We start from the raw sequence: 23,544 nt of genomic DNA on the forward strand, positions 1-23,544 counted from the left end.
TGATTGCACCAGGCCGGATGCCGCCCGCAGCGGGCCGCCCCGGAGCGGGGACACGTGACCGGACTCACTGTCGACTGCCCGTCACTCCCGGCGAGCCGGATCGTTCATCGATGTTGGGCGGTGGACTTCACCTGTCGCCGCCCCGCACCGCCGCACCGCCCCAGTGCCCCCTCACGAAGGCGACCGTCGTGCCCGTCGCGTCTGTGTTCCGAGCCGCCGTGTTCCGTGCCGGCGCCCGCTCACCGTTTCTGCCGGAGTCCTGCGTACTCGCGCTGGTCGTGCTGTTGGTCGCGGTCGGTGCGGTCGGTGCGGTCCCGACCCTGGCGGTGGTGGCGCTCGCCGGGGCGGCCGGCTCCACGCTGGCGGGCGTCCGCCTGTCCCGGCTCGCCACCGGCGCCGACGTGCCGGCCGCCACCGTCGACGGCGGTCGGTTGGCCCGTCGTCGCGCGGCCCGGCCCCGCCGTGCCGCCGCGCTGCTGCACGGCGCCGTGATGGCCGCCGGCCTCACCGCCGCGGTCCTGCCACTGGCCTCCGTGGGGCAACGGCCGACAGCCGCGACGGTCGGGCTCCTCGGCACCGCCGCCCTGCTCGTCGGTGGCCTGTCGAGCCTGCCCCGACCGCCGAGACCACCGTGGCGGGTACGGCTGCTGCGGGTGCTGGACGCCGCCGCGCCCGGCGTCTGGCTGGTGCTCGTCGCCTGGCTGTCGCTGCCGTACGCCGGCACGGCACCCTCGGTGCGGCTGGTCGCGGCGGTGGCGTTGGGCGTGCTGGCGGTCGACGCGCTGCTCGTGCTGACCGGTGCCTATCGGGCCGGCGGCGTCAGCCGGTGCCGGGCCGGTGCGTCGGCCATCCTGTTCGCGCTGGTGCTGCTGGCGGTGCTGCCGTCGGCCGCCGGCCGGGTGGCGCTGCTGGCGGTCGCCCCGCTGGTCGCCGGGGTGCTGCTGGTCGCCGGCGGGATGCGGCAGGCGGCGCGGTCGGGACCCGAACCGGAGGTCCGGACGGCCCGGTCCTGGCCGGTGGTGGTGGTGCCGGCGGCGGCGGTGGTGCTCGCCGTCGTCCACCAGGTGCAGGCCGGGCTCCTGCTGGACAACACGGCGGTGCTGCTCGCGCTCGCCGCAGTGCCTCCGCTGGTCGCCCGGGAACTGGTCCGGGGCGCGCAGGAAGCCACGGCGTCGGCGGAACCGGCACCGCCCGGACCGGAGCCGGTGACCGCCGAGAGCCGCGGGCCGGACGGCCGGGCCGGTCTGCTGCGGGCGCTGGCGGCCTGGCCGGACCAGGGTGCCCTGCTGGTGGTGGACCTGCACCTGACCGAGTTGCCCGGGGTGGCACTGCGCGACGACGTGGCGGCCGGGGCGGTGCGCCGGGCGCGCGCCATGGTGACCGCCGACGACGAGGTGTTCGACCTCTCCGGCGGCGGGCTGGCGGTGGTCACCGGGTCCGGACCGATGATGGCCTATGCGTTGGGCAGCCGCCTGATCACCGAGTTGCGCCGTCCGTACGAGGTGGCCGGCGCGGTGCTGCGCTCACGTCCCAGCGTCGGGCTGGCCGAACTGGCCCCCGGGCGCCCCGAGGACGTGCTGCGGCAGGCGGACCTGGCCCGGCGGCGGGCCGCCCAGCTCGGCCGGGAGCGGGTCGAGTGGTACGACGCCTACCTGGAGGAGCAACTGGTCCGCCGGCTGGACCTGGAACGGGAGCTGCCCGGTGCGGTCGCCCGGGGTGAGCTGGACCTGGTCTTCCAGCCGGTGGTCGACCTGGCCGACCGCTCGCCGGTCGGCACCGAGGCGCTGCTGCGCTGGCGCAGCCCGGTGCTCGGCACGGTCTTCCCGGCGGAGTTGCTGCCGGTGGCCGAGGACCTCGACATCGTGGGCGAGCTGGGCGTCTGGGTGCTGGACCGGGCCTGCCGGCAGTTGGCGCACTGGTCCGGCGGCGGTCGGCGGCTCTGGATGTCGATCAACGTCACCACCCGGGAGCTGACCTCGCCGGACTTCGTGCCCCGTACGGCCGCGGTGCTCGACGCGTACGGGGTGGCGCCGGACCAACTCGTGGTGGAGGTGGCCGAGCCCCGGGTGGGTGCCGAGCTGTCCACCGTGGTGGCCCGGCTGGCCGGTCTGCGGTCGATGGGCATCCGGACCGCCCTGGACGACTTCCGGGCCGCGCACGCCTCCCTGGCCCAGCTGCGGCGGCTCCCGATCGACCTGCTCAAGGTCGGTCCGGAGTCGGTGGTGCCGAGCGGCGATCCGGCCGGTCCGCTGCTGGACGTGGTGGTCACCGTCGCTGACCGGCTGGGTCTGGAGGTGGTCGCCGAGGGGTTGGAGTCCGCCCACCAGGTCGACGGGGCGCAGCGCGCCGGGTGCCGCTACGGCCAGGGCTTCGAACTCGCCCGGCCGGCGACCGCGGAACGGGTCGAGGCGTACCTTGAGGAGTTCCCGTCCACGTCACGATGACGGTGGCTTAACCGGTTCATGGGCGGAACGCGGGCGGGCCGGTACTGCCGCGCGGGGTCAGGTGCGCGGTCTCGTCCTCGACCACGACCGCAGCAGCGCCCTCGATCGCCTGGAGCAGGTGCCGGGCGGCGTGCGCGCCGTACGCGGGGATGTCCCGGCCGAGCGCGGTCAGCGGCGGGTGCACCAGCCGGCACAGCGGGGAGTCGTCCCAGGCCACGATGGACAGCTCGGTCGGGACGGCGAGCCCCATCTCCTGGGCCACCGAGAGCCCGGCGATGGCCATCACGTCGTTGTCGTAGATCACCGCGCTCGGCCGGACCCGGGAGCTGAGCAGCCGGCGGGTGGCCCGGGCGCCCTCCTCGCCGGTGTAGTCGGAGGAGACCGTCACCGCCTCGGCCAGTCCCAACCGCTGGCAGACCTCGCCGAACGCCCGGGTGCGGGTGGCGGTGTGCAGCAGCTCGGGCAGGCCGCCGACCCGGGCGATCCGCCGGTGGCCCAGCGCGTACAGGTACTCCACGGTCTCCACGAGGGCTGCCGCGTCGTCGGACCAGACGCTGGTCAGTCCACCGGTGCCCGAGGGGCCGCCGATCACCACGGCGGGCAGGCGCAACTCCTCCAGCACCGGCACCCGCCGGTCGTCGGTGCGCAGGTCGCAGACGAGTACGCCGTCCACCCGCCGCTCGCCCCACCACCGCCGGTAGACCGCGATCTCGGCGTCCTGGTCGGCGACCACCTGGAGGGTCAGCGCGTACGAGCGGGCGGAGAGTTCGGTCTCGACACCGCTGATCAGCTCCATGAAGAACGGCTCGATGCCGAGCGTCTGCGCCGGTCGGGCCAGGATCAGCCCGATCGCCCGGGCGGACGCGCCGGAGAGGGCCCGCGCGGCGCTGCTCGGGCTGAACCCGATCTCGGCGGCGATGGCGAGGATGCGTTGCCGGGTCGCCTCGGAGACTCCCGGCTGCCCGTTGAGCGCGTACGACACCGCGCCCTTGGAGACCCCCGCCCGTCGGGCGACGTCCGCGATGGTGGGCCGCTTCACCGGCGTACGTCCTCCTGGTCGCTCTGTCTGCCCGCCGCGCGCGGGGGCGCGGGCGTCGGGCACCAACGCTACCGGTCGCCCACTGCCGTCCCGGTGGCGGTCCGGCACCTTCGTGATCGGCTGATCGGACGCCGTCACTTGTTCGGTTCAGCCGACCGACGGGTTACCGGAAGACGCGGTCTGTAACGCACCGTTGACACCGCGAGAGCGCGCCCTTACGGTCCTAACTTATCCGGTTCAGTCGACGCTCCTCGATCTATGGAGCGTTCGCAGCCTGCGTGGAGGAGGGGTCATGAGACGGTCCACACCCCGGTGGCTGCGGGTCGCAGCCGTGGGTCTGACGGTCGGTTCGCTCGTCGTCGCGTGCAGCGGACGCAGCACCACCGGCGGCTCCGGCGGTGAGGTCACCCTGACGATCAACTTCTGGGGGGACTTCGGCCTGCAGGACCTCAAGACGAAGTACGAGGCGGAGCACACCAACGTCAAGATCGCCCTCAACTCGGGCGAGTACAACGCCCAGCACGAGGACCTGCAGAAGAAGCTGATCGCCGGCTCCGGTGCCCCCGACATCGCCGCCGTCGACGAGGGGTTCATCGTCCAGTTCCGCAGCCAGGCCGACAAGTTCGTGAACCTGCTCGACAAGGGCGCCGGAAAGTACGAGACCGCCTACCTGCCGTGGAAGTGGAAGCAGTCGCTCTCCGCCGACGGCGCCACCCAGATCGGCCTCGGCACCGACGTCGGCGGCCTGGCCATGTGCTACCGCACCGACCTCTTCTCCGCCGCCGGCCTGCCCACCGCGCGCGACCAGGTCTCCGCACTCTGGCCCACCTGGGACAAGTTCCTGGAGGTCGGCCAGGGGTACACCGCCGAGACGGGGAAGAAGTTCATCGACAACGCCACCAACCTGTTCAATCCGATCCTCGGGCAGCAGCAGGTCGGCTTCTTCGACGCCGACGAGCAGTTGCAGATGGCAGGCGGCCCCAAGGTCGCCTTCGACTACGCGGTCAGGGCGGCCGACGTCGGGATCTCCGCCAACCTGACCAGCTTCCAGGCCGACTGGGACAAGGGCTTCACCAGCGGCGCGTTCGCGGTGCTGCCCTGCCCCGCGTGGATGCTCGGGCACATCCAGAACACCGCACCCGGCACCAGGGGGCAGTGGGACATCGCCACGGTGCCGGGTGGCGGCGGCAGTTGGGGCGGCTCCTTCCTCACCGTGCCGAAGCAGGGGCGCAACGTCGACGAGGCGTACAGGTTCGTGGAGTGGCTGATCCAGCCGGAGCAGCAGATCGAGGTCTTCAAGACGGTCGGCAACCTGCCCTCGCAACCCGCCCTCTACGCCGATCCGGCGATCGCCGAGTTCACGAACGAGTTCTTCAACGCCGCGCCGGTCGGGCAGATCTTCCCCCGGATGGCCGAGGGCCTCACCCCGCAGTACCTGGGCCGCAAGAACGGGCCGACCCGGGTCGCGGTGGAGAACGTGATCAACCGGGTGCAGAACGGCACGCTCGCGTCCGGCGCGGCCTGGGCCGAGGCGATCAAGGAAGCCGAGAAGGCCGGCAGGTGACGGTACGGGTGGCGCGGCGCACCCGCACCGCCCGGTCCCTGACCTGGCGGGACCGGCTGCACCGCTTCGACATGCGGTACGTGCCCTACCTGTTGATCGCGCCGTTCTTCCTGCTCTTCCTCGTGTTCGGCCTGTTCCCGATGATCTTCAACGGGGTGGTGGCGTTACGCCACTGGCGGCTGGACGACCCGGAGCTGACCGGCTGGGCCGGTACGGAGAACTTCCGTCGGCTCCTCACCGACGGCGACTTCGGCAACGCGCTCTACAACACCTTCGGCATCTTCCTGCTCTCCACCGTCCCGCAACTGCTGCTCGCGCTGGTCATCGCGTCGATGCTCAACCGGCGGCTACGGGCGCAGACCTGGTGGCGGGTGGGCGCGCTGCTGCCGTACATCACCCCGATCACCGCCTCCACACTGGTGTTCAACGTCTTCTTCTCCCGCGACTTCGGTATGGCCAACTGGGCGCTGGGCCTGCTCGGCATCGGCACCGAGACGCCGATCGACTGGCGGGCGGACAAACTCCACTCCTGGATCGCCATCGCCACGATGGTCAACTGGAAGTGGATCGGCTACAACGCCCTGCTCTATCTGGCCGCGATGCAGTCCATCCCGCGTGACGTCTACGAGGCGTCGGCCCTGGACGGAGCCGGGCCGTGGCGACAGCTCTGGCGGATCACCGTGCCGATGATCCGCCCGGTGGTCATCTTCACCGTGGTGCTCTCCACCATCGGCGGGCTGCAACTGTTCACCGAGCCGATGCTGTTCGACCTGAACGCGCAGACCGCACGCGGTGGGGCCGGCGGAGAGTGGCAGACCGTGGCGCAGCTCGTCTACAAGGTCGGCTGGAAGGACCTCAACCTCGGGTACGCCGCCGCGATGTCCTGGGCGCTGTTCCTCATCATCCTCGTGGTCGCGGCCCTGAACACCCTGCTGACCAACCGCATCTCGGGGGGCCGGAGATGAGCGCACCGAGCACCACGGAGGCCCGGCCCCGAAAGCCGGGCACACCGCCCGGTGGACGCAGGCGGACCGGGGCGTACGGCCGCGCCCCGCAGGACACCCCGGCGGGCGTCGGGACGTACCTCTTCCTGGCGGTGACCACGCTGTTCGCGGCGTTCCCGCTGTACTGGATGTTCGTCATCGCCACCAGCACCGACGAGGCGACCGCCCAGGTGCCGCCGGCGGTCGTCCCGGGTGACCAGTTCCTGGTGAACCTCAACGAGGTCTTCACCCTCCAGGACGTCTACTTCGCCGCCTCGCTGGTGAACAGCGTCATCGTCGCCACCACGGTCACCGCCGCCGTGCTGTTCTTCTGCTCGCTCGCCGGGTTCGCCTTCGCCAAGCTGCGGTTCCGGGGCAGCCGACCACTGATGCTCTTCGTGGTCCTCACCCTGACCGTGCCCAACCAACTCGGCGTCGTCGCGCTCTACATCGTGATGGGCAAGCTGGGCTGGAACGGTACGCTGCTGGCAGTGATCGTGCCCGGCCTGGTGACCGCCTTCGGCGTGTTCTACATGCGACAGTTCATCGTCAACTCGGTGCCGGACGAACTGGTCGAGGCGGCCCGGGTGGACGGTGCCACCACCATGCGGATCTACTGGAGCGTGGTGCTGCCGGCGATCGGCCCGGCGCTGGCGGTGCTCGGCCTGCTGACGTTCGTGGCCACCTGGAACGACTTCCAGTGGCCGCTGATCACGTTGAACGGCACCGACTATCCCACCTCGATGGTGGCCATCTCCGACCTGGCCAGCGGCAACTACGTGATCTATCGACGGGTGCTGGCGGGTGCGTTCGTGGCCACCGTGCCACTGTTGGTCGTGCTCGTCATCGGCGGTCGCCGGATCGTCCGAGGAATCATGGAAGGCGCGGTGAAGTCTTGAGCGACGCACGGGGGAGCCGGCCGGACCGGTTGCCGTTGCACGACGGCTGGACCCTGCGACCGGTGCCCGGCCCGCAGGTGCCACCGGAGGTCGACGGTCGGGTGGTGCCGGCCACCGTCCCCGGCTGCGTGCACACCGACCTGCTCGCGGCGGACCTGATCCCCGACCCGTACCTGGACGACAACGAGACCGCGCTGGCCTGGATCGGCCGCACCGACTGGGTGTACGAGACCACCTTCGACCGGCCCGACGGCGACCACCAGCGCCTCGACCTGGTCTGCGCGGGGCTGGACACGGTCGCCACGATCACGCTCAACGGTGTCGAGGTCGGCCGCACCGAGAACATGCACCGGGCGTACCGCTTCGACCTGACCTCGCTGCTGCGCGCCGAGGACAACAACCTCGCGGTCCGCTTCGACTCCGCCTACCGGTACGCCGAGGCGCAGCGCGACCGGCTCGGCGACCGGCCCAACGCGTACCCGGAGCCGTTCCCGTTCATCCGCAAGATGGCCTGCAACTTCGGCTGGGACTGGGGCCCGACCCTGGTCACCGCCGGGATCTGGCAGGAGATCGGCCTGCACGGCTGGTCGACCGCCCGGCTGGCGCGGGTGCACCCGCTGGTCACCGTCGAGGACGGCACCGGCCGGGTGGAGCTGCACGTCGAGGTCGACCGCGCCACCGACGTGCCGGTCACCGTGCACGCCGAGGTGGCCGGTGCCACCGCCGGGGTGACGATCCCGGCGGGGGAGCGGTCGGCGGTGCTGACCGTCACCGTCGACGAACCGGAGCTGTGGTGGCCGCGCGGCCACGGCGGTCAACCCCGTTACGACCTGACGGTGACGCTGCGCGGGCCGGACGGTGCGACCCTCGACGACTGGCACCGGCGGATCGGCTTCCGTTCGGTACGCCTCGACACCACCCCCGACGCGCACGGCGCCCCCTTCACGCTGCACGTCAACGACGTGCCCCTCTTCGTGCGCGGGGTGAACTGGATCCCCGACGACGCCTTCCCCCACCGGGTCACCCGGGACCGTCTGGCGCACCGCTTCGACCAGGCCGGGGCGGCCAACGTCAACCTGCTGCGGGTCTGGGGCGGCGGCCGGTACGAGTCCGACGACTTCTACGACCTGGCCGACGAGCGGGGCCTGCTGGTGCAGCAGGACTTCCTCTTCGCCTGCGCGGCGTACCCGGAGGAGGAACCGCTGCGCACCGAGGTGGCCGCCGAGGCCGCCGAACAGGTGACCCGACTGGCCGGGCACCCGTCGCTGGTGCTGTGGACCGGCAACAACGAGAACATCTGGGGCTGGCACGACTGGGACTGGCAGCAGCCGCTCGCAGGACGCACCTGGGGACACGGCTACTACCTGGACCTGCTGCCCCGGATCGTCGCCGAGCTGGACCCGACCCGCCCGTACTGGCCCGGCAGCCCGTACTCCGGCCGGGAGGACGTCCACCCCAACGACCCGGCGTACGGCACGACCCACATCTGGGACGTCTGGAACACCGACGACTACACGAAGTACCGCGAGCACCTGCCCCGCTTCGTCGCCGAGTTCGGCTACCAGGCGCCACCGGCGTACGCCACCCTGCGGCGGGCCCTGAGCGACGAGCCGCTGGCGCATGACTCACCCGGCATGGCCCACCACCAGAAGGCCACCGACGGCGACCTCAAGTTGCGTCGCGGCCTGGACGCCCACCTGCCCGCGCCGCGCGACTTCGACGACTGGCACTACCTGACCCAGCTCAACCAGGCCCGCGCCATCCAACTCGGGGTCGAGCACTTCCGCTCCCACCGGGGCTACTGCATGGGCACCATCGTCTGGCAGCTCAACGACTGCTGGCCGGTCACCTCGTGGGCCGCCGTCGACGGCGACGGACGCCGCAAACCCCTCTGGTACGCGTTGCGCCGGTCCTACGCCGACCGCCTGCTCACCGTCCAGCCCCGCGACGGCGGCCTGGCCCTGGTCGCGGTCAACGACGGCGGCCGACCGTGGCACGCGTCGACCACGGTCACCCGGCTCACCCTGACCGGGGAGCCCCGCGCGAAGACCACGCTGGAGCTGGCGGTGCCGGCCCGCACCTCGGTGACGCTGGCGCTGCCTGCGGAGCTGACCCGGCCCGACGAGGCCCGCGCCGAACTGCTCGTCGCGGACGCCGGCCCCGACCGGGCACTGTGGTTCTTCGCCGAGGACCGCGACGTCCCCTGGCCGACCGCGTCCTTCGACGCCGTGGTGGAAGAGGTCGACGGCACCCAGCGGGTACGCGTCACCGCCCACACCGTCCTGCGCGACCTGACCCTGCATCCCGACCGGCTCGACCCGTCCGCCGAGGTCGACGAGGCCCTGGTGACGCTGCTGCCCGGTGAGTCGACGACGTTCGTCGTGCGGTCGTCGGCACCCCTGGACCCGACCGCCCTCACCAGTCGCCCGGTGCTCCGCTGCGTGAACGACTGATCGTCTGTCGCATGTGCGGCACCCATTGTTCTCTCGGATTTGCATATTCCGTCTGATCGAGCCAGGGGATCGGGATGGCGGATATCCGACAGAATTCAGCCTCGGCGTCGATTCTGCCGCACTTCGGTCGGGTGCGCCGGTCCGTCGCATTGGCTTGACGTCTGACGGTCGAATCAGCATTTCGGTTGGTTCCACAGTGAACTCGTCGCGCGAGCCAGGCCGCCCGTACGACCATTTCTGCGTTTAACCGTGGCACCGTTGGAGCGCTTTACTGATCACGCGGTAGTGCTGGACGAGACCCGGGAGAAACCACTCGATGACGGCCCCATACGACCCTGCCCAAAACCCGCCCCCGGCTGGTCAACCGCCGACCGCGCAGTTCCCGCAGGTGCCCGCAGCGCAGCTACCGCCTTCGGGCGGCGGTCAACTACCTCCACCGGCACCAGCCCAGTTCCCTGCACCGCCCGTGCCCAGGAAGCGGACCTCGTGGCTGGTGCCCACCCTCATTGGTGTAGGCGCGTTCGTCATGCTGTGCTGCGGTGGCGCGCTGGTGGTCGGGTTGGCCGGCGGCGACACGACGACCGAAGTCACCTCCGCGAGCAGTGGGGCTCCCGCTGCCGATGACACGGCGCCTGCGCCGGAATCGGCACCAGCGACCAAGGCGGCGGCAGCGGAGCCGACCAAGGCGGCGGAGAAGCCGGAGCCGGCGAAGTCGAAAGCCACCGGTATCGGCGACAAGGTGCGTGGCGGTGACTTCGAGTTTACCGTCAAGAGCGTGAAGTGTGGGATCTCCCGGGTCGGCAGCGAATTCCTCAACGCCAAGGCGCAGGGCACCTTCTGCAAGGCCAGCGTGACCGTCAAGAACGTCACCAAGAGCGCCCAGACATTTCACGCAGATAGCGCCCTGACCGCACAGGACGACAGGGGCCGAGAGTTCGAGCCCGACGGAACGGCCGGGATCTACGGCAACAGCGACGCGCAGGGATTCCTGGACAAAATCAACCCGGGTAACTCGGTGACGGCGAACGTCTACTTCGATGTGCCGAAGGGCACCAAACTCAAGAGCATCACGCTCGACGCCGGGTTGTTCACCTTCGCCGAGGATGCTGTCGTGGTCCTGTGAGTGGCCGACGCCTTCGGCCGATTCATCGAGGGTTCGATGATTGACGCGATGCCCCGCTCGGTGGCCTGTGCTTGATCTCTGGCCCGTCGGCGAGTTCTACACGTGGCTCGCCGACGGGCTGTATGACCGCCGCACGATCAGTATTGAGCGATCACTCGGGCTTGGGGCGGTGCTCGTCCCAGGCGGCGGAGTGGTAGGCGGAACTCCAGGCGTTCAGGCAGATCCCGATCGCCACGATGATGGCCGCGCCCGCGCCGATCTTGCCCCAGGTGCCGACGCTCGGATCGGAGAGGCGGTCGAGCCCCCACACGGTGACCGCGATCTGCCCGATCTGCACGGCGATGGCAACGAGGTAGAGAAATTTCGTCTCGCCGGAGGCGTCGGCGGGGATCTCGTCGAGTTCTTCGGGGACGAAGTCGGCCAGTGCGTGGTCCTCCTGGCCGGCAGCGCGATCCTTCTCCTCCACGAATTTATAGTAGGCAATGTGACAGGTGGTGGGGGACGAGGAAGTTCGGGCGGCACCGATCGCCCCTGAGTGCTCAGGGACGGGACGACAGCGTAACGGCTTCCGCGAGTATGGCGTCCAGTTCGTTGTCCGGCAGGTCTTCCTCGGTGAGGATCTTCTGCACCGTGGCTGCCTGGATGCGGCCGATCATTTGCTGGCTCATCGAGTAGTCCAGCGATGGGTCGATGATGGACATGATGAGCTGCTCGGCAGCCTCGGCATTGATCTCGGGCCCGCCGTTGGCGAGCCCGGCGCGTAGCTCGCCAACGAAGGCGATGACCTCGGCGCGGCCGGTGGTCTCGCCGAAGCGGCGATCGACGGCGAGGAAGAAGACTGCCGCGAGGTAGCGCGGAAGGCCGTCCCAGCCCTCGGCGTCAAGCTTGGCCTCAACCGCGTCGTTGGCAACGTGATCGCCACGAACCATCGTGCGGACATACTCGGCCAGCTCAGGTTTGATCATTGTCGTCCCGCTTCCTCGCTCGTCGCGCTTTGCCATGGTTCCATATGGCCTTCACCGTCACTGCCAACGCGCCAGCGGCCATCACCGTTGCCGTCACTGGGTTGTCGACGTGCGGCCGATCCTGTGCCGGCATGGGTCCTGGGCTTGCCGTTCCACTCGTGGTGCCACCCTGGCCGTCGCCGTGTTGCTTGAAGAACTTGAACGTCTCACGGGCGCTGGTCTCGGCGTTCTTCAGGCCGTCCTCGATGTCGTCGGCCTTCTTGACCTGCTTTCGCCAGGCGATGTCTGCACGCCGTCCGCGTCGCTCGGCCTCGGTCACCACCCGCTCGCCGGTGGGTAAGGCACTGTCGGCGGCAGGCGCGGTGGGTGCGGCGCCGGGGGCGATCGTGTTGACGTACGCGGTGATGTGGCGAGCAGCCTCGGACAACAGGCGGGCGTAGCGGCCGGCTTTGTCCCTGGCCACCTCGGCGTCCCCGACGGCCGCGCGTAGCCGCTGGTCATTGGTGCCCCGCTGGACCTCGACCAGCCGGGCCAAGGCCACCTCGGCGTCCGTCCGGGCGCGTAGCGCGGTCACCGCAGCGGCATCAAGCTTCTGTTGTACGGCGAGAAGCTGCGCGACCAGTTCGGCGATGCTGCCGCTCATCCGAGTCGCGTGAGGTAGTCGCTTGCCTGTTCGGCGGTGTCCTTGAAGCGGCGGCGAGTCGGTGCGACCTCTGCCCCGGCAGCGGCAAGGGCCTCGTGGGTGGCCCTCACGTGCTCGTGTCGGCTGCCGTGCAGGAGGGCGGTCGCCGTGCGGGTCGCCGCCTCGGCCTCGGAGACCGCTTGGTCGAACCCATGTCGTCCCTGGCGGGCGGCTTCGACGGCGGCGCGAAGAGCCGCCTTGACCTCGCCGACACTCATGATGGTGGTGGCTGCTCAGCCGAGGATGCCGACGTAGCGGCGGGCGGCCTCCGAGCTGCCCTGCACGAGGGTCATGGCCTCGGCCAGCCGTTGTTTGCTCTGCTCGCCCCGGGCGATGGCCTCGGCGATCGTCGGATGGCCGGTGCCGGCGGCGACGGCACGTAACCGGCTCAGCATCTGCTCGGTGTTGTCGGCGGCGGCTCGGATCTGGTTGATCGTGGCGTTGCCCTGCTCGGCTGCCTGCATCAGTGCCGCCTTGACCTCTTCGATGCTGGCCATGCCGTCCTCCTACCGCCGTCCGCGAAAACAGGTCATGTCTGCGTAGTCGGGCGGACACTATCGGAGACGAGCGTGGGTCGCAGCCCCGGTAACTACAGGTAGTCGGCTGCCGTGCGCTCCACGACGGCGCACGCCGCAGAAGGTGATCAGCCCAGTGCCGGTGACGAAGTCGGCGGAGAAACTGCGCAAAGCGCCCAGCATTCGGCGTAATCGTGGGCGACGACTGTCTATCTTGGACACTTTCCGTTCGAGTCGAACGGAAAGTGTCCAAGATCCTGAGGTCCCCCGGGTTCGCAGGTCAGTCGGTGGTGCGGGTGGTGGTGAGGAAGGTGGCCCAGGCGGCGGGGGTGAAGGTGAGGGCGGGGCCGTGTGGGTCTTTGCTGTCGCGGACCGCGACGACGCCGGGCAGGTTGTCGGCGACCTCGACGCACTCGCCGCCGTTGCCGCCGCTGCGGGTGCTCTTGCGCCAGCGGGCACCGGTCAGGTCAACCACGGTGAACCTCCTCGATGATCTTGTCGATTAGTCGCCTTGATTGTTCCTCATCAAGGGCGAGGCTGAGCAAGCTCGACCATGCCTTTTCGTAGGCGGCGAACTCGGTCGGCCGGTCCAGGTACAGCGCCCCGGTCCACGACTCGCAGTAGACGACTGAAGGCTCGGGAGTGGCGCGGTTACCCAAGGGGAAGTCGAGCATCACGAATTCGCCGCCGACCGCGCCAAGGTGCGGACCGGCGGCGAGTGGCAGGAACCGAACCGAGACGTCCGGCAGGTTGCTCAACTCCTGCACGTGCCTCAACTGCTCAGCGGTGACAGTTGGTGTGTCGACCGGTCGGAGTAGGACGGACTCGCAGAGGACGACCTGCACCTGTGGTGGCTTGGGCAGGCGGCGGGTCAGCAGGGACTGGCGTTGCAGACGCAGGTCGACGGCGCGTTCGCGGTCGTCGTCGGTCATGTCGGGCTGGTCGATCCGATAGATGCCCCGGGCGTAGTCCCGGGTCTGGAAGATGCCCGGCACGAGGCTGTTCTTGTAGAACCGCAGTCTCGATGCGGCGGATTCGAGGCCGACGTACAGCTCGAACCAGTCGGGGATGGCGTCGCCGTAGGCGTGCCACCAGCCTTTTGCTCTCGTCTCGGTGGCCAGTGCGGTGAGCGCCCGGGTCAGCTCGGCGCGGGCGGCGTACAACTCGCACATCGCGCGGACGTCGACGCCGCGCACGGAGCCGAGGCCGCTCTCGATCCGCCACACCTTCTGTCGGCTGCACTCCAGTGCCTCGGCGGCGGCATCGAGCGTGATGCCGGCCTCGGTGCGCAGGTCACGCAAGGTCCTGCCGAGCTGTCGTCGGGGCACTGTCGACCCCATGTCTTCGGCCATCGCACCCTCCTTCCTGTCGGGTTTTGCAACATCCTGACGGCGGTCGTGGAACTCCGAATTGGTGCGATCAAGTATCGGAAACGTATGACGAGACATTCATTGTGATGGTGTTTCCGACCCTACAAGATGAGCCCGACAACAGCGATGACCGCGACGTCGATCCCGATCCCAGAACAGGTGGTGCCGATTCGTGTGCACAATATTCCCACCGCCGCAGTGGGCAGACGATAAGCAGGCGGGTACGCGGTGACGGTCATAACCTGCCCGGACTGCGACGGGATGACCTTTCGCCTGCTGCCGTGCCGGTGCACCAGCTTCGGGAACCGGTTCCTGGCGGAGGAGACCGCCATACCCGCGCATCGGGTGGCGTACCGGGATTGCGAGCAGTGCCGGGGCGCGGGCACTGTGGCGGACCCGTGTGGGCGCTGTCGGCGGCGCGGGCAACGGCGGGCGCAGGTGGTGCTCAGCGTGGCCGACCTGGACACCGGCGCGGTCGCCTCGCACCGCGTCGTGCCGGGAGGTCTCGACCCGGAGCGCACGCAGTCCGGATGGGTGGTCGACCTGGGCCGGAAGGTACGCGAATTGGCCGCCCGCATCGGCGCGGCCGTCACCGACGAGGCACCCGAGCTGTGGTTGCCGCAGCAGTGGCGACCCGACGCGCCGCTGGTGCAACGACTGGAGCTGGAGGCTCAGGCGATCGTGCGGATGGACTACCTGCCCTGGCTGCTCTTCCTCGGGCGAAGCGAACCGGTGCCGCCGGTCGATCCGGCCGAACGGCTCGTCCGACTCTGCGTGCTCGCCGATCTGCTCCTGCTCGACCTGGTGATCGAGGTACGTCGGCCGGGGATGGGCTGGGACGTCCGGTACGAGGTGCCCGGCTCGCCGGTGCCGGGCTTCCGGAGCGGGCAACCCGACCTGCCGCAGGCGCTGACCCGCACCGACGTGGCCGACGCGCTCGCGGGGCTCACCGAGCGCGGCCGGGGTGTCGCGGCCCGGCTGGTGCAGCCCGATCGACCGCGCCCGCCCGCCGTGCCGTCCGTCGACGTGGACCAGCTCGAACGGCGGATCCTCGCCGACTGCGTCGACCCGGTCGACGGCGCCGAGCTGCCCGGCGCACAGGCCATCTGGCGGGACGGGCGGTGGTGGCACAGCAGCCTGCGTGACGGCGATCCGGTCGAGACCCTCGTGGAGCAGCTCACCGGCCAGGTCGTACGCCGGGTGCGGGTGCCGTTGCGGCGCGGCTTCACGCCGCCCGAACCGGCCTGGCTCGGTGCGGAGACCGGCTGGCGGCCCTGCCCGGACTGCGTGCCCGGCAGCCGCCTGCGCAGCTGCGACTGCCGGCTCGGCGGCCGTGGGGTGGAGGCGGGCTGTCCACGCTGCCGGGGCGCCGGGCTGCACACGTCCGTGCTGGCCTGCTTCACCTGCGACGGCACCCACCGGCTGCACGAGGCGGTGGTGCTCACGCTCACCGACCTGCGGCACCGGGTCGTGCACCTGACCTGGCACACCGGCACGCCGGAGCCGGTCACGCTCGTCGCCACCCAACCCGGCGGCAAGCCGGTGGTCCAGCTCCCCGACCGCTATCGGTTGGCCGCCTGGGCACCCGTCCTCGGCGTACGGCCGGAGGACCTCGCCGAAGCCGACGGCGGGCACGAGATCGAGGCGCGACTGCGGGGCGGCCACGTCACGCTGCCCTGGGCCGGAGCCGATCCGGTGGGCGAGCACGTGCGCGCCGCCGGTCGGGGCCAGCCCGCAGGTCGGCTGATCGTGACGGCGGTACGCCCCGACGCGCCGCCGCTGACCGTGCTGATCCGGCTCGCACTCGGCCTGGACCTGGCGTGCGAGGTCAGCATCTGCGACCTGCGGCACAACGCCGACGATCCGCGCTACCTGAGCGGGCTGCGCTGGTCGGTCGAGCTGCGACCGCGTGACGCCCCGGTCCGCCCCGACGAGTGGCCCTACCGCCCGACCCTGGAAGCGGCGCTGGCCTGGTGCGTCGAGTGCCTGACCGACACCATCGCCAGTGCCGCGCCGGCTGACGCGGTGGTGCCCATCCCGGTGCCCGAGGCCCCGCCGACCGCCCTGCCCGCCGACCCGGTGCCGGTGCTGCTGCGGCTGGCCGCCCGACACGTCGGGCAGGTGCTGACCGTGCGGTTCACCCGGGCCGGCTGCACCCTCCACCTCCATGACGACGAGGGCATACACCTCATCGCCGAAGCTCCCGACCTGTATGCCGTCGAAGGATGAGTCGCGCGGCCGCCGGCAGCGGCGAACCGGTGGTGGCGCTTGTCGACGTCGTCGGCTGACCGACCGGGGAGCGTAGGCTCCGGCCAGTGGAGTGCCCGTCGGATTCGTGCCGGCCGGGCCTGATCTGTTCGGCGTCGTGGGGAGATGGCCGGTGAGCAGGGCGGTCGAGCAGACGAACCGGGCGATGCTGCGCGCCCGGGACGCGATGGACCGCGCGTACGCGCAACCGCTGGACATCCCGACGCTGGCGAGGATCGCGTACGTCTCCGAGGCGCACTTCATCCGTACGTTCCGGGCGACCTTCGGGGAGACGCCGCACCGCTACCTGCAACGGCGTCGGGTGGAGCGGGCCATGTACCTCCTCCTGCACACCGAGCAGGACGTGACCGAGGTGTGCAACGCGGTCGGGTTCGGCAGTCTCGGCACGTTCAGCCGCACCTTCCGACAGATCGTCGGCGAGTCGCCCACCGACTACCGCAAGCGGCGCATCGCGCCGACCGCGCCGGTGCCGGGCTGCTTCACCAAAGCCTGGACGAGGCCGAGCAGTTTTGGATAAGCAGCAGGTCAGGGCGTTGCATTAGCGTTTCGGGCATGACGATGAACGCGATCAGCCGCTCCCAGGTCTACGTCCTCGACCAGGACGAGGCGCTCGACTTCTATGTGGGCAAGCTCGGCCTGGAAGTGAACACCGACCAGGATCTGGGCTTCATGCGGTGGCTCACGGTGAACCTGCCCGGTGACCGGGGGCGCGAGATCCTGCTGGAGAAGCCCGGACCGCCGAGCCTCGACCCGGCCACCGCCGAGCAGGTCCGCGAGCTGCTCACCAAGGGGGCGGCCGGCGGCTTCCTGTTCATGACCACGGACGACGCCCACAAGACGCACGAGGAACTCGTCGCCAAGGGCGTGGACATCACCGACGAGCCGATGGAACGGCCGTACGGGATCGACTTCGGCATCCGTGACCCGTTCGGCAACAAGATCCGCATCGGGCAGATGTTCGCGCAGTCTTGAGCGCACCGGGCCGCGCACGTCGAGTGCGGCGCCGTCTGGAATGTTAGGAAGGGCCCCCTGCTATACGCGAGGCGTTAGCAGGGGGCCCTTCCTTTCACTCATTGAGCCATTTTCATCGTGACGGTGCAGGTCACGGGTGGTGCGGGAAGCCGGTGTCCAGGTAGGACGAGGCTCCCGGTAAGACAGCAATCGACCAAGATCAGATGCCCCAACCGGGAGCCTCGCTGTGCTGTCTTACCCTGCCGCGATTCCGTTGTCCACCCGCAGCCTGAACCACCTCGCCGCCCTCATCCGAACCCGCCGCCAGCAGCGACGGTCCCGGTGGCGACGCCTCGCCCCCGGCCGGCAAGCCCTGCTCGCCCTTGCCCACTTGCGCAACGGCGACACCCTGGCCCGCCTGGCCGTCGGATTCGAGATCGGCGTCACGACGGCCTGGCGCTATGTCCGCGAGGCCATCGACCTGCTCGCCGCGACCGCCGGCGACCTGGCCACGGCCATGACCAGGATCCGGCTGCTCGCCTACGCGATCCTCGACGGCACCCTGATCCCGATCGACCGGGTCGCCAACCAGAAGCCGTACTACTCCGGGAAGCACAAGCGTCACGGAGTGAACGTGCAGGTCATCGCCGATGCAGCCGGGCGTCTCGTCTGGGCCTCGGCCGCGCTGCCCGGCTCGACGCACGACCTGACCGCCGCCCGCGCCCACGGCATCATCGACGTCTTGACCAGCGCCGACGTGATGACCTTCGCGGACAAGGGCTATCAAGGCACCCACGGCAGCGTGCGCACCCCGTTCAAGCGGCGCCGCTTCCGGCCGAAGCTGTCATCCCGGCAGAGAGCCGTCAACCGGGCCCACGCGAAGATCCGCGCTCGCGGCGAACGCGCGATCGCCACCCTCAAGACCTGGAAAATCCTGATCAAGCTGCGCTGCTGCCCACGCCGAGCGACCGCGATCGTGCAAGCCATCCTCGTCCTGCACCACGTCGAAGCCGACCGCCACGCACGATGAAAATGAGCCATTTTCATCGTGACGGTGCAGGTCACGGGTGGTGCGGGAAGCCGGTGTCCAGGTAGGACGAGGCTCCCGGTAAGACAGCAATCGACCAAGATCAGATGCCCCAACCGGGAGCCTCGCTGTGCTGTCTTACCCTGCCGCGATTCCGTTGTCCACCCGCAGCCTGAACCACCTCGCCGCCCTCATCCGAACCCGCCGCCAGCAGCGACGGTCCCGGTGGCGACGCCTCGCCCCCGGCCGGCAAGCCCTGCTCGCCCTTGCCCACTTGCGCAACGGCGACACCCTGGCCCGCCTGGCCGTCGGATTCGAGATCGGCGTCACGACGGCCTGGCGCTATGTCCGCGAGGCCATCGACCTGCTCGCCGCGACCGCCGGCGACCTGGCCACGGCCATGACCAGGATCCGGCTGCTCGCCTACGCGATCCTCGACGGCACCCTGATCCCGATCGACCGGGTCGCCAACCAGAAGCCGTACTACTCCGGGAAGCACAAGCGTCACGGAGTGAACGTGCAGGTCATCGCCGATGCAGCCGGGCGTCTCGTCTGGGCCTCGGCCGCGCTGCCCGGCTCGACGCACGACCTGACCGCCGCCCGCGCCCACGGCATCATCGACGTCTTGACCAGCGCCGACGTGATGACCTTCGCGGACAAGGGCTATCAAGGCACCCACGGCAGCGTGCGCACCCCGTTCAAGCGGCGCCGCTTCCGGCCGAAGCTGTCATCCCGGCAGAGAGCCGTCAACCGGGCCCACGCGAAGATCCGCGCTCGCGGCGAACGCGCGATCGCCACCCTCAAGACCTGGAAAATCCTGATCAAGCTGCGCTGCTGCCCACGCCGAGCGACCGCGATCGTGCAAGCCATCCTCGTCCTGCACCACGTCGAAGCCGACCGCCACGCACGATGAAAATGGCTCATTCCGGGACGCGGCGGTAAGCGCCGTCGCTGGCCGAGGTGGCCATCGAGGCGTACGCGCGCAGCGCGGCGGAGACCGGACGCTGCCGGTCGACCGGGGTGTACGGGCGGTCCCGCTTCTCCTGGGCGATCCGGCGGGCCTCCAGCACGTCGGCCGGCACGTTCAGGTCGATCGACCGGTTCGGGATGTCGATGACGATCTCGTCGCCCGGCTCCACCAGCGCGATCAGCCCGCCGGAGGCCGCCTCGGGCGAGACGTGCCCGATGGAGAGCCCGGAGGTGCCGCCGGAGAACCGGCCGTCGGTGAGCAGTGCGCAGGCCCGGCCCAGCCCCCGGCCCTTCAGGAACGAGGTGGGGTAGAGCATCTCCTGCATGCCGGGGCCGCCCTTGGGGCCCTCGTAGCGGATCACCACGACGTCCCCGGCGACGATCTCCTTGGCCAGGATGGCGGTCACCGCGTCGTCCTGCGACTCGTAGACCTTCGCCGGCCCCCGGAAGGTGAGGCACTCCTCGGGCACCCCGGCGGTCTTCACCACGCAGCCGTCGGGCGCGATGTTGCCGTGCAGGATGGCCAGCCCGCCGTCGGCGGAGTACGCGTGCTCCCGGTCGTGGATGCAGCCGTTCGCGGCGTCGGTGTCCAGGCTCGACCAGCGGTTGGTGGTGGAGAACGGCTCGGTGGTCCGCACGCCACCGGGCGCGGCGTGGAACAGCTCGATCGCCTCCGGGGTGGCCGAGCCGCCGCGCACGTCCCAGTCGGCCAGCCACTGGTCGAGCGAGGGGGAGTGCACCGCGTGCACGTCCCGGTGCAACAACCCGGCCCGGTCGAGTTCGCCGAGGATGGCCGGGATGCCACCGGCCCGGTGCACGTCCTCCATGTGGTACTGCGGCGAGTTCGGGGCGACCTTGGACAGGCAGGGCACCCGGCGGGAGATCGCGTCGATGTCGGCCACGGTGAAGTCCATCTCGGCCTCGCGGGCGGCGGCCAGCAGGTGCAGGATCGTGTTCGTCGAGCCGCCCATCGCCACGTCCAGCGCGACGGCGTTCTCGAACGCGGCCCGGGAGGCCACCATCCTCGGCAGCACCGAGGCGTCGTCCTGGTCGTACCACCGCCTGGCGATCTCCACGGCGGTGCGGCCGGCCTCGACGAAGAGCGCCCGGCGGGCGGCGTGGGTGGCCAGCGTCGAGCCGTTGCCCGGCAGGGCCAGCCCGATCGCCTCGGTCAGGCAGTTCATGGAGTTGGCGGTGAACATGCCGGAGCAGGAGCCGCAGGTCGGGCAGGCGGAGCGCTCGATGGCGTCGAGCTGGTCGTCGGTGACGGCCTCGTTCGAGGAGGCGACCATCGCGTCGATCAGGTCGATCTTGGAGTGGACGACGCCCTCGATCGCCACCGTCTTGCCGGCCTCCATCGGGCCGCCGGAGACGAAGACCGTCGGGATGTTCAGCCGCAGCGCGGCCAGCAGCATGCCCGGGGTGATCTTGTCGCAGTTGGAGATGCAGACCAGGACGTCCGCGCAGTGCGCGTTGACCATGTACTCCACCGCGTCGGCGATCAACTCCCGGCTGGGCAGGGAGTAGAGCATGCCGGCGTGGCCCATGGCGATGCCGTCGTCGACCGCGATCGTGTTGAACTCCCGGCCCACGCCGCCGGCCTCGGCCACCGCTTCGGCGACCAGCCCGCCGAGGTCCTTGAGGTGTACGTGACCCGGCACGAACTGGGTGAAACTGTTCGCGATGGCGACGATCGGCTTGCCGAAATCGTCGTCGGTCATCCCGGTGGCCCGCCACAGGGCCCGGGCGCCGGCCATCATCCGACCGTGCGTGGAGGTCTTCGACCGCAGCTCAGGCATGCGTACCAGTCTTGCACCGTGAACCCGGTGTCGGACAGGCACACGCACCGTGTCCCAACAGATGCACACCCGATACCCCCACGGCGCGAGCTCATCCGGCAGAGTTGACGGGGTGCACACACCCCCGGCCATGATCGGTGTCGCGGTGTCGAGCGTGCTGGTCGCCCTCACGGCCGGTGTGCTGCTCGTCCTGGCGGTCCGCCGCCGGTCCGCCCCGCACCGCCCGGCGTACGCGTTGCTGGCCGCAGGCGGCGTGATCGCCCTGCTGACCCTGCTGGTCGGGGCGACCGAGGCGCTCACCGTCGGCGGGCACTGGGCGCACGAGCAGTCGCAGCGCACCGGCTGGGCCACGCTGGTCGCGTTCGGCACGGCGGCGAGCAGCCTGCTCTTCGGTGCCGGCCTGCTCCGGATGCCCGGGGTCGCCGGCTCGGCGAGCTCCGCCGCCCGACTGGCCCTGGACGGGGTGATCGTCGGCGCCGCGCTCTGGTTCGTGGGGTGGGTGCTGCTCTCCGAGCCGACCCGACTGCTCGGCGCGGCCACCCCGACGGCCTGCCCGGCGATCCTGGTCGCCTCGGCCAGCGCGGCGCTGAGCACCGGACTGGCCGCGATCATGGTCTTCCGTGCCCCGCCGCCCCGGCAGCACCTCGCGGTGCTCGGTGGCGGGATCACCGTGGCCACCGGTGGCGGGCTGGCCATCGCGGCCGGGCTCTGCCAGGGCGGGCCGGGCGTGACCTTCACCGGTGCGGCGGTACTCGCCCTGGGCCTGCTCGCCGCCGCGCTGGCGGTACGCCGGATCGACCCGCCCGACCAGGTCGCCGTCGACGTGATCCGCCGCGACAGCGAGTACGCGGTGGTGCCGATGGTCGCGATGGCCGCCTCGGCGATGTACCACCTGTTCCAGGACGGCCGGTTCGACGGTCCGGCCATCGTCGCCGGCAGCATCGAGGGCTTCGCCCTGGTCGCCCGGCAGTACCTCACCCTGCACGACGTGCGCGCCTACGCCCGGCGGCTCGCCGAGCGGGAGGCGCACTTCCGCCAGCTCGCGCACACCGACGCGCTGACCGGGCTGGCCAACCGGCGGGGGCTGTTGCAGGCGATGCACCGGTCCGCCGAGGCCCGGGTGCCCTGCGTCCTGCTCGGCCTGGACCTGGACGGCTTCAAGAACGTCAACGACATGCGTGGGCACGACGTCGGTGACGCGGTGCTGGCCGAGGTGGGCCGGCGGCTGCGCGGCAACCTGCGCCCCGGTGACCTGGCCGCCCGGCTGGGCGGTGACGAGTTCGCGGTGCTCATGCACGGTGGTCCGGCCGAGGCGGGAGTGGTGGCCGAGCGGCTGCTCAGGGTGCTCGGCGGTGCCTACGAGCAGTCCGAGGGGCCGGTGTTCCTCTCGGTCAGCATCGGCCTGGCGGGCTGGGCCGAGGAGCCCGACGTCGAGCTGCTGCTACGTCACGCGGATGCCGCCCTGCGCTACGCCAAGCAGAGCGGCAAGAACCGCATCGAGCGCTACGACGGGGCGTACGACCGGTTGCTGCGTCGCCGGACGACGCTGGAGCACGAGCTGCGCGGCGCGATCGAGCGCGACGAGCTGCGGTTGGTCTTCCAGCCGGTGGCGTCGCTGCCGTCGGTGCGTCCGGTCGGTGCCGAGGCGCTGCTGCGCTGGCGCCATCCGGAGCTGGGCAACGTCCGGCCGGACGAGTTCATCCCGCTCGCCGAGGAGTGCGGGATGATCGCCAAGCTCGGTGCCTGGGTGCTGCACCAGGCGTGCTACCAGCTGTCCCGCTGGCTGGCCGAGGGGCACGACGTCTGGGTGTCGGTCAACGTCTCGCCGCACGAGCTGCACGCCGCCGAGTACGTGGTGCAGGTCGCCGAGGCGCTGCGCGCGCACCACGTCCCGCCGCAGCGGCTGGTGCTGGAGGTCACCGAACACGCGGTCGCCACCGATCTGGACGAGCTGATCCGGCGGCTGACCGCGCTGCGTCTGACCGGTGTGCGGATCGCGCTGGACGACTTCGGGGCGGGCTACTCGTCGTTGGGGCAGTTGCGTCGGCTCCCGATCGACATTCTCAAGATCGACCACAGTCTGGTCGCCGAGCACGAGCCGGTCCGGCCGGTGGGGCAGGACGGCCCGGCCTTCGCGCCGATGGTCGACATCGTGATGCGGCTGGGGCACCAGCTCGGGCTCGAGGTCATCGCCGAGGGCGTGACCAACCCCACGGAACTGGCCGCGGTGGTCGCCGCCGGCTGCCGGTTCGGTCAGGGCGCGCTGTTCGGCTGGGGCGTACCGGCCGAGCACCTGGAGGCGATGCTGGAGGCGGCGACGTCGCCGGGTGCCCGTCCGCTCCGTCCGGTGCCGGTGGGTGAGACGCCGACACGTCCCTACCAGCCGCCCCTTCCGCGCCCGGTCGAGAGCGCGTCCGAGCACGTCGGGCCCGGTGCGGGCGGCGTGCCGGAGGGAACGCGCCGAAATCCGTGAACCAATATGTGGGATCAGTT

The 23,544-nt window shown here is 70.6% G+C and carries 21 protein-coding genes; 12 read left to right on the forward strand and 9 right to left on the reverse strand.

The genetic code is table 11. From position 1 onward, the window contains the following. Positions 1-188: 188 nt before the first annotated feature. The gene (locus HUT12_RS07425) at positions 189-2,444 is read left to right on the forward strand and encodes a GGDEF domain-containing phosphodiesterase (protein ID WP_254876742.1); all 2,256 of its coding nucleotides are present in this window, start codon (positions 189-191) and stop codon (positions 2,442-2,444) included. Between the two features lie 16 nt (positions 2,445-2,460). Here the strand turns inward: HUT12_RS07425 and HUT12_RS07430 are convergent, their stop codons facing one another. Then, on the reverse strand, positions 2,461-3,483 hold the full coding sequence (locus HUT12_RS07430; protein WP_176092922.1) for a LacI family DNA-binding transcriptional regulator: 1,023 nt from the start codon (positions 3,481-3,483) through the stop codon (positions 2,461-2,463). 292 nt (positions 3,484-3,775) lie between these two features. Between HUT12_RS07430 and HUT12_RS07435 the strand changes: the two genes are divergently transcribed. The 5 genes from HUT12_RS07435 (at position 3,776) to HUT12_RS07455 (ending at position 10,505) form a co-directional block, all read left to right on the forward strand. Continuing rightward, positions 3,776-5,047 (forward strand): ABC transporter substrate-binding protein, encoded by a 1,272-nt coding sequence (locus tag HUT12_RS07435; RefSeq protein WP_176092923.1) that lies wholly within the window; start codon positions 3,776-3,778, stop codon positions 5,045-5,047. 71 nt (positions 5,048-5,118) lie between these two features. Continuing rightward, a complete protein-coding gene (locus HUT12_RS07440) occupies positions 5,119-6,012 on the forward strand; it encodes a carbohydrate ABC transporter permease (protein WP_254877033.1) in 894 nt (297 codons plus the stop codon). After that, positions 6,009-6,929, forward strand: a complete 921-nt coding sequence (locus HUT12_RS07445) for a carbohydrate ABC transporter permease (protein WP_176092925.1) — start codon at positions 6,009-6,011, stop codon at positions 6,927-6,929. The genes HUT12_RS07440 and HUT12_RS07445 overlap by 4 nt, the downstream gene beginning before the upstream one ends. Continuing rightward, positions 6,926-9,382 carry a glycoside hydrolase family 2 protein gene (locus tag HUT12_RS07450; RefSeq protein WP_176092926.1) on the forward strand — a complete coding sequence of 819 codons (2,457 nt, stop codon included), beginning with the start codon at positions 6,926-6,928 and terminating at the stop codon, positions 9,380-9,382. The genes HUT12_RS07445 and HUT12_RS07450 overlap by 4 nt, the downstream gene beginning before the upstream one ends. Before the next feature lie 493 nt (positions 9,383-9,875). After that, positions 9,876-10,505 carry a DUF4352 domain-containing protein gene (locus HUT12_RS07455; protein WP_254876743.1) on the forward strand — a complete coding sequence of 210 codons (630 nt, stop codon included), beginning with the start codon at positions 9,876-9,878 and terminating at the stop codon, positions 10,503-10,505. A 151-nt stretch (positions 10,506-10,656) separates the two neighbouring features. Here HUT12_RS07455 and HUT12_RS07460 read toward each other — a convergent pair whose 3' ends face one another. The 7 genes from HUT12_RS07460 to HUT12_RS07490 all read right to left on the reverse strand — a co-directional run bounded on the left by HUT12_RS07460 (position 10,657) and on the right by HUT12_RS07490 (position 14,019). Next, the gene (locus HUT12_RS07460; protein WP_131052024.1) at positions 10,657-10,971 is read right to left on the reverse strand and encodes a hypothetical protein; all 315 of its coding nucleotides are present in this window, start codon (positions 10,969-10,971) and stop codon (positions 10,657-10,659) included. A gap of 73 nt (positions 10,972-11,044) precedes the next feature. Further along, the gene (locus HUT12_RS07465) at positions 11,045-11,470 is read right to left on the reverse strand and encodes a hypothetical protein (protein WP_176092928.1); all 426 of its coding nucleotides are present in this window, start codon (positions 11,468-11,470) and stop codon (positions 11,045-11,047) included. After that, the gene (locus tag HUT12_RS07470; RefSeq protein WP_176092929.1) at positions 11,457-12,113 is read right to left on the reverse strand and encodes a hypothetical protein; all 657 of its coding nucleotides are present in this window, start codon (positions 12,111-12,113) and stop codon (positions 11,457-11,459) included. Before HUT12_RS07470 ends, HUT12_RS07465 begins: the two co-directional genes overlap by 14 nt. Then, complete coding sequence (locus HUT12_RS07475) at positions 12,110-12,370, reverse strand: hypothetical protein (protein WP_176092930.1); 261 nt, start codon at positions 12,368-12,370, stop codon at positions 12,110-12,112. The genes HUT12_RS07470 and HUT12_RS07475 overlap by 4 nt, the downstream gene beginning before the upstream one ends. 15 nt (positions 12,371-12,385) lie before the next feature. Further along, entirely contained in the window at positions 12,386-12,649 is a 264-nt protein-coding gene (locus HUT12_RS07480) for a hypothetical protein (protein WP_131052028.1), read from the reverse strand. A gap of 298 nt (positions 12,650-12,947) precedes the next feature. After that, entirely contained in the window at positions 12,948-13,142 is a 195-nt protein-coding gene (locus HUT12_RS07485; protein ID WP_176092931.1) for a DUF397 domain-containing protein, read from the reverse strand. After that, positions 13,135-14,019: a helix-turn-helix transcriptional regulator gene (locus HUT12_RS07490; protein ID WP_131052040.1), complete on the reverse strand. Its 885-nt coding sequence runs from the start codon at positions 14,017-14,019 to the stop codon at positions 13,135-13,137. The genes HUT12_RS07485 and HUT12_RS07490 overlap by 8 nt, the downstream gene beginning before the upstream one ends. 279 nt (positions 14,020-14,298) lie before the next feature. Here HUT12_RS07490 and HUT12_RS07495 point away from each other — a divergent pair, with 279 nt between their 5' ends. The 5 genes from HUT12_RS07495 (at position 14,299) to HUT12_RS07515 (ending at position 19,196) form a co-directional block, all read left to right on the forward strand. Then, entirely contained in the window at positions 14,299-16,266 is a 1,968-nt protein-coding gene (locus HUT12_RS07495) for a hypothetical protein (RefSeq protein WP_176092932.1), read from the forward strand. Between the two features lie 151 nt (positions 16,267-16,417). Then, positions 16,418-16,822 (forward strand): helix-turn-helix domain-containing protein, encoded by a 405-nt coding sequence (locus tag HUT12_RS07500; protein ID WP_131052031.1) that lies wholly within the window; start codon positions 16,418-16,420, stop codon positions 16,820-16,822. A gap of 35 nt (positions 16,823-16,857) precedes the next feature. After that, entirely contained in the window at positions 16,858-17,277 is a 420-nt protein-coding gene (locus tag HUT12_RS07505; protein WP_176092933.1) for a VOC family protein, read from the forward strand. Positions 17,278-17,503: 226 nt separating this feature from the next. Then, positions 17,504-18,286 carry a transposase family protein gene (locus tag HUT12_RS07510; RefSeq protein ID WP_176092643.1) on the forward strand — a complete coding sequence of 261 codons (783 nt, stop codon included), beginning with the start codon at positions 17,504-17,506 and terminating at the stop codon, positions 18,284-18,286. Between the two features lie 127 nt (positions 18,287-18,413). Next, on the forward strand, positions 18,414-19,196 hold the full coding sequence (locus HUT12_RS07515) for a transposase family protein (protein WP_176092643.1): 783 nt from the start codon (positions 18,414-18,416) through the stop codon (positions 19,194-19,196). Positions 19,197-19,203: 7 nt separating this feature from the next. On the opposite strand, the gene ilvD is transcribed toward HUT12_RS07515, so the two are convergent. Beyond that, positions 19,204-21,051: a dihydroxy-acid dehydratase gene (gene ilvD / locus HUT12_RS07520; protein WP_131052033.1), complete on the reverse strand. Its 1,848-nt coding sequence runs from the start codon at positions 21,049-21,051 to the stop codon at positions 19,204-19,206. A gap of 112 nt (positions 21,052-21,163) precedes the next feature. Here ilvD and HUT12_RS07525 point away from each other — a divergent pair, with 112 nt between their 5' ends. After that, on the forward strand, positions 21,164-23,524 hold the full coding sequence (locus HUT12_RS07525; RefSeq protein ID WP_368660230.1) for a putative bifunctional diguanylate cyclase/phosphodiesterase: 2,361 nt from the start codon (positions 21,164-21,166) through the stop codon (positions 23,522-23,524). Positions 23,525-23,544 lie beyond the last annotated feature (20 nt).

The organism is Verrucosispora sp. NA02020 (assembly GCF_013364215.1).
GTDB lineage: Bacteria > Actinomycetota > Actinomycetes > Mycobacteriales > Micromonosporaceae > Micromonospora.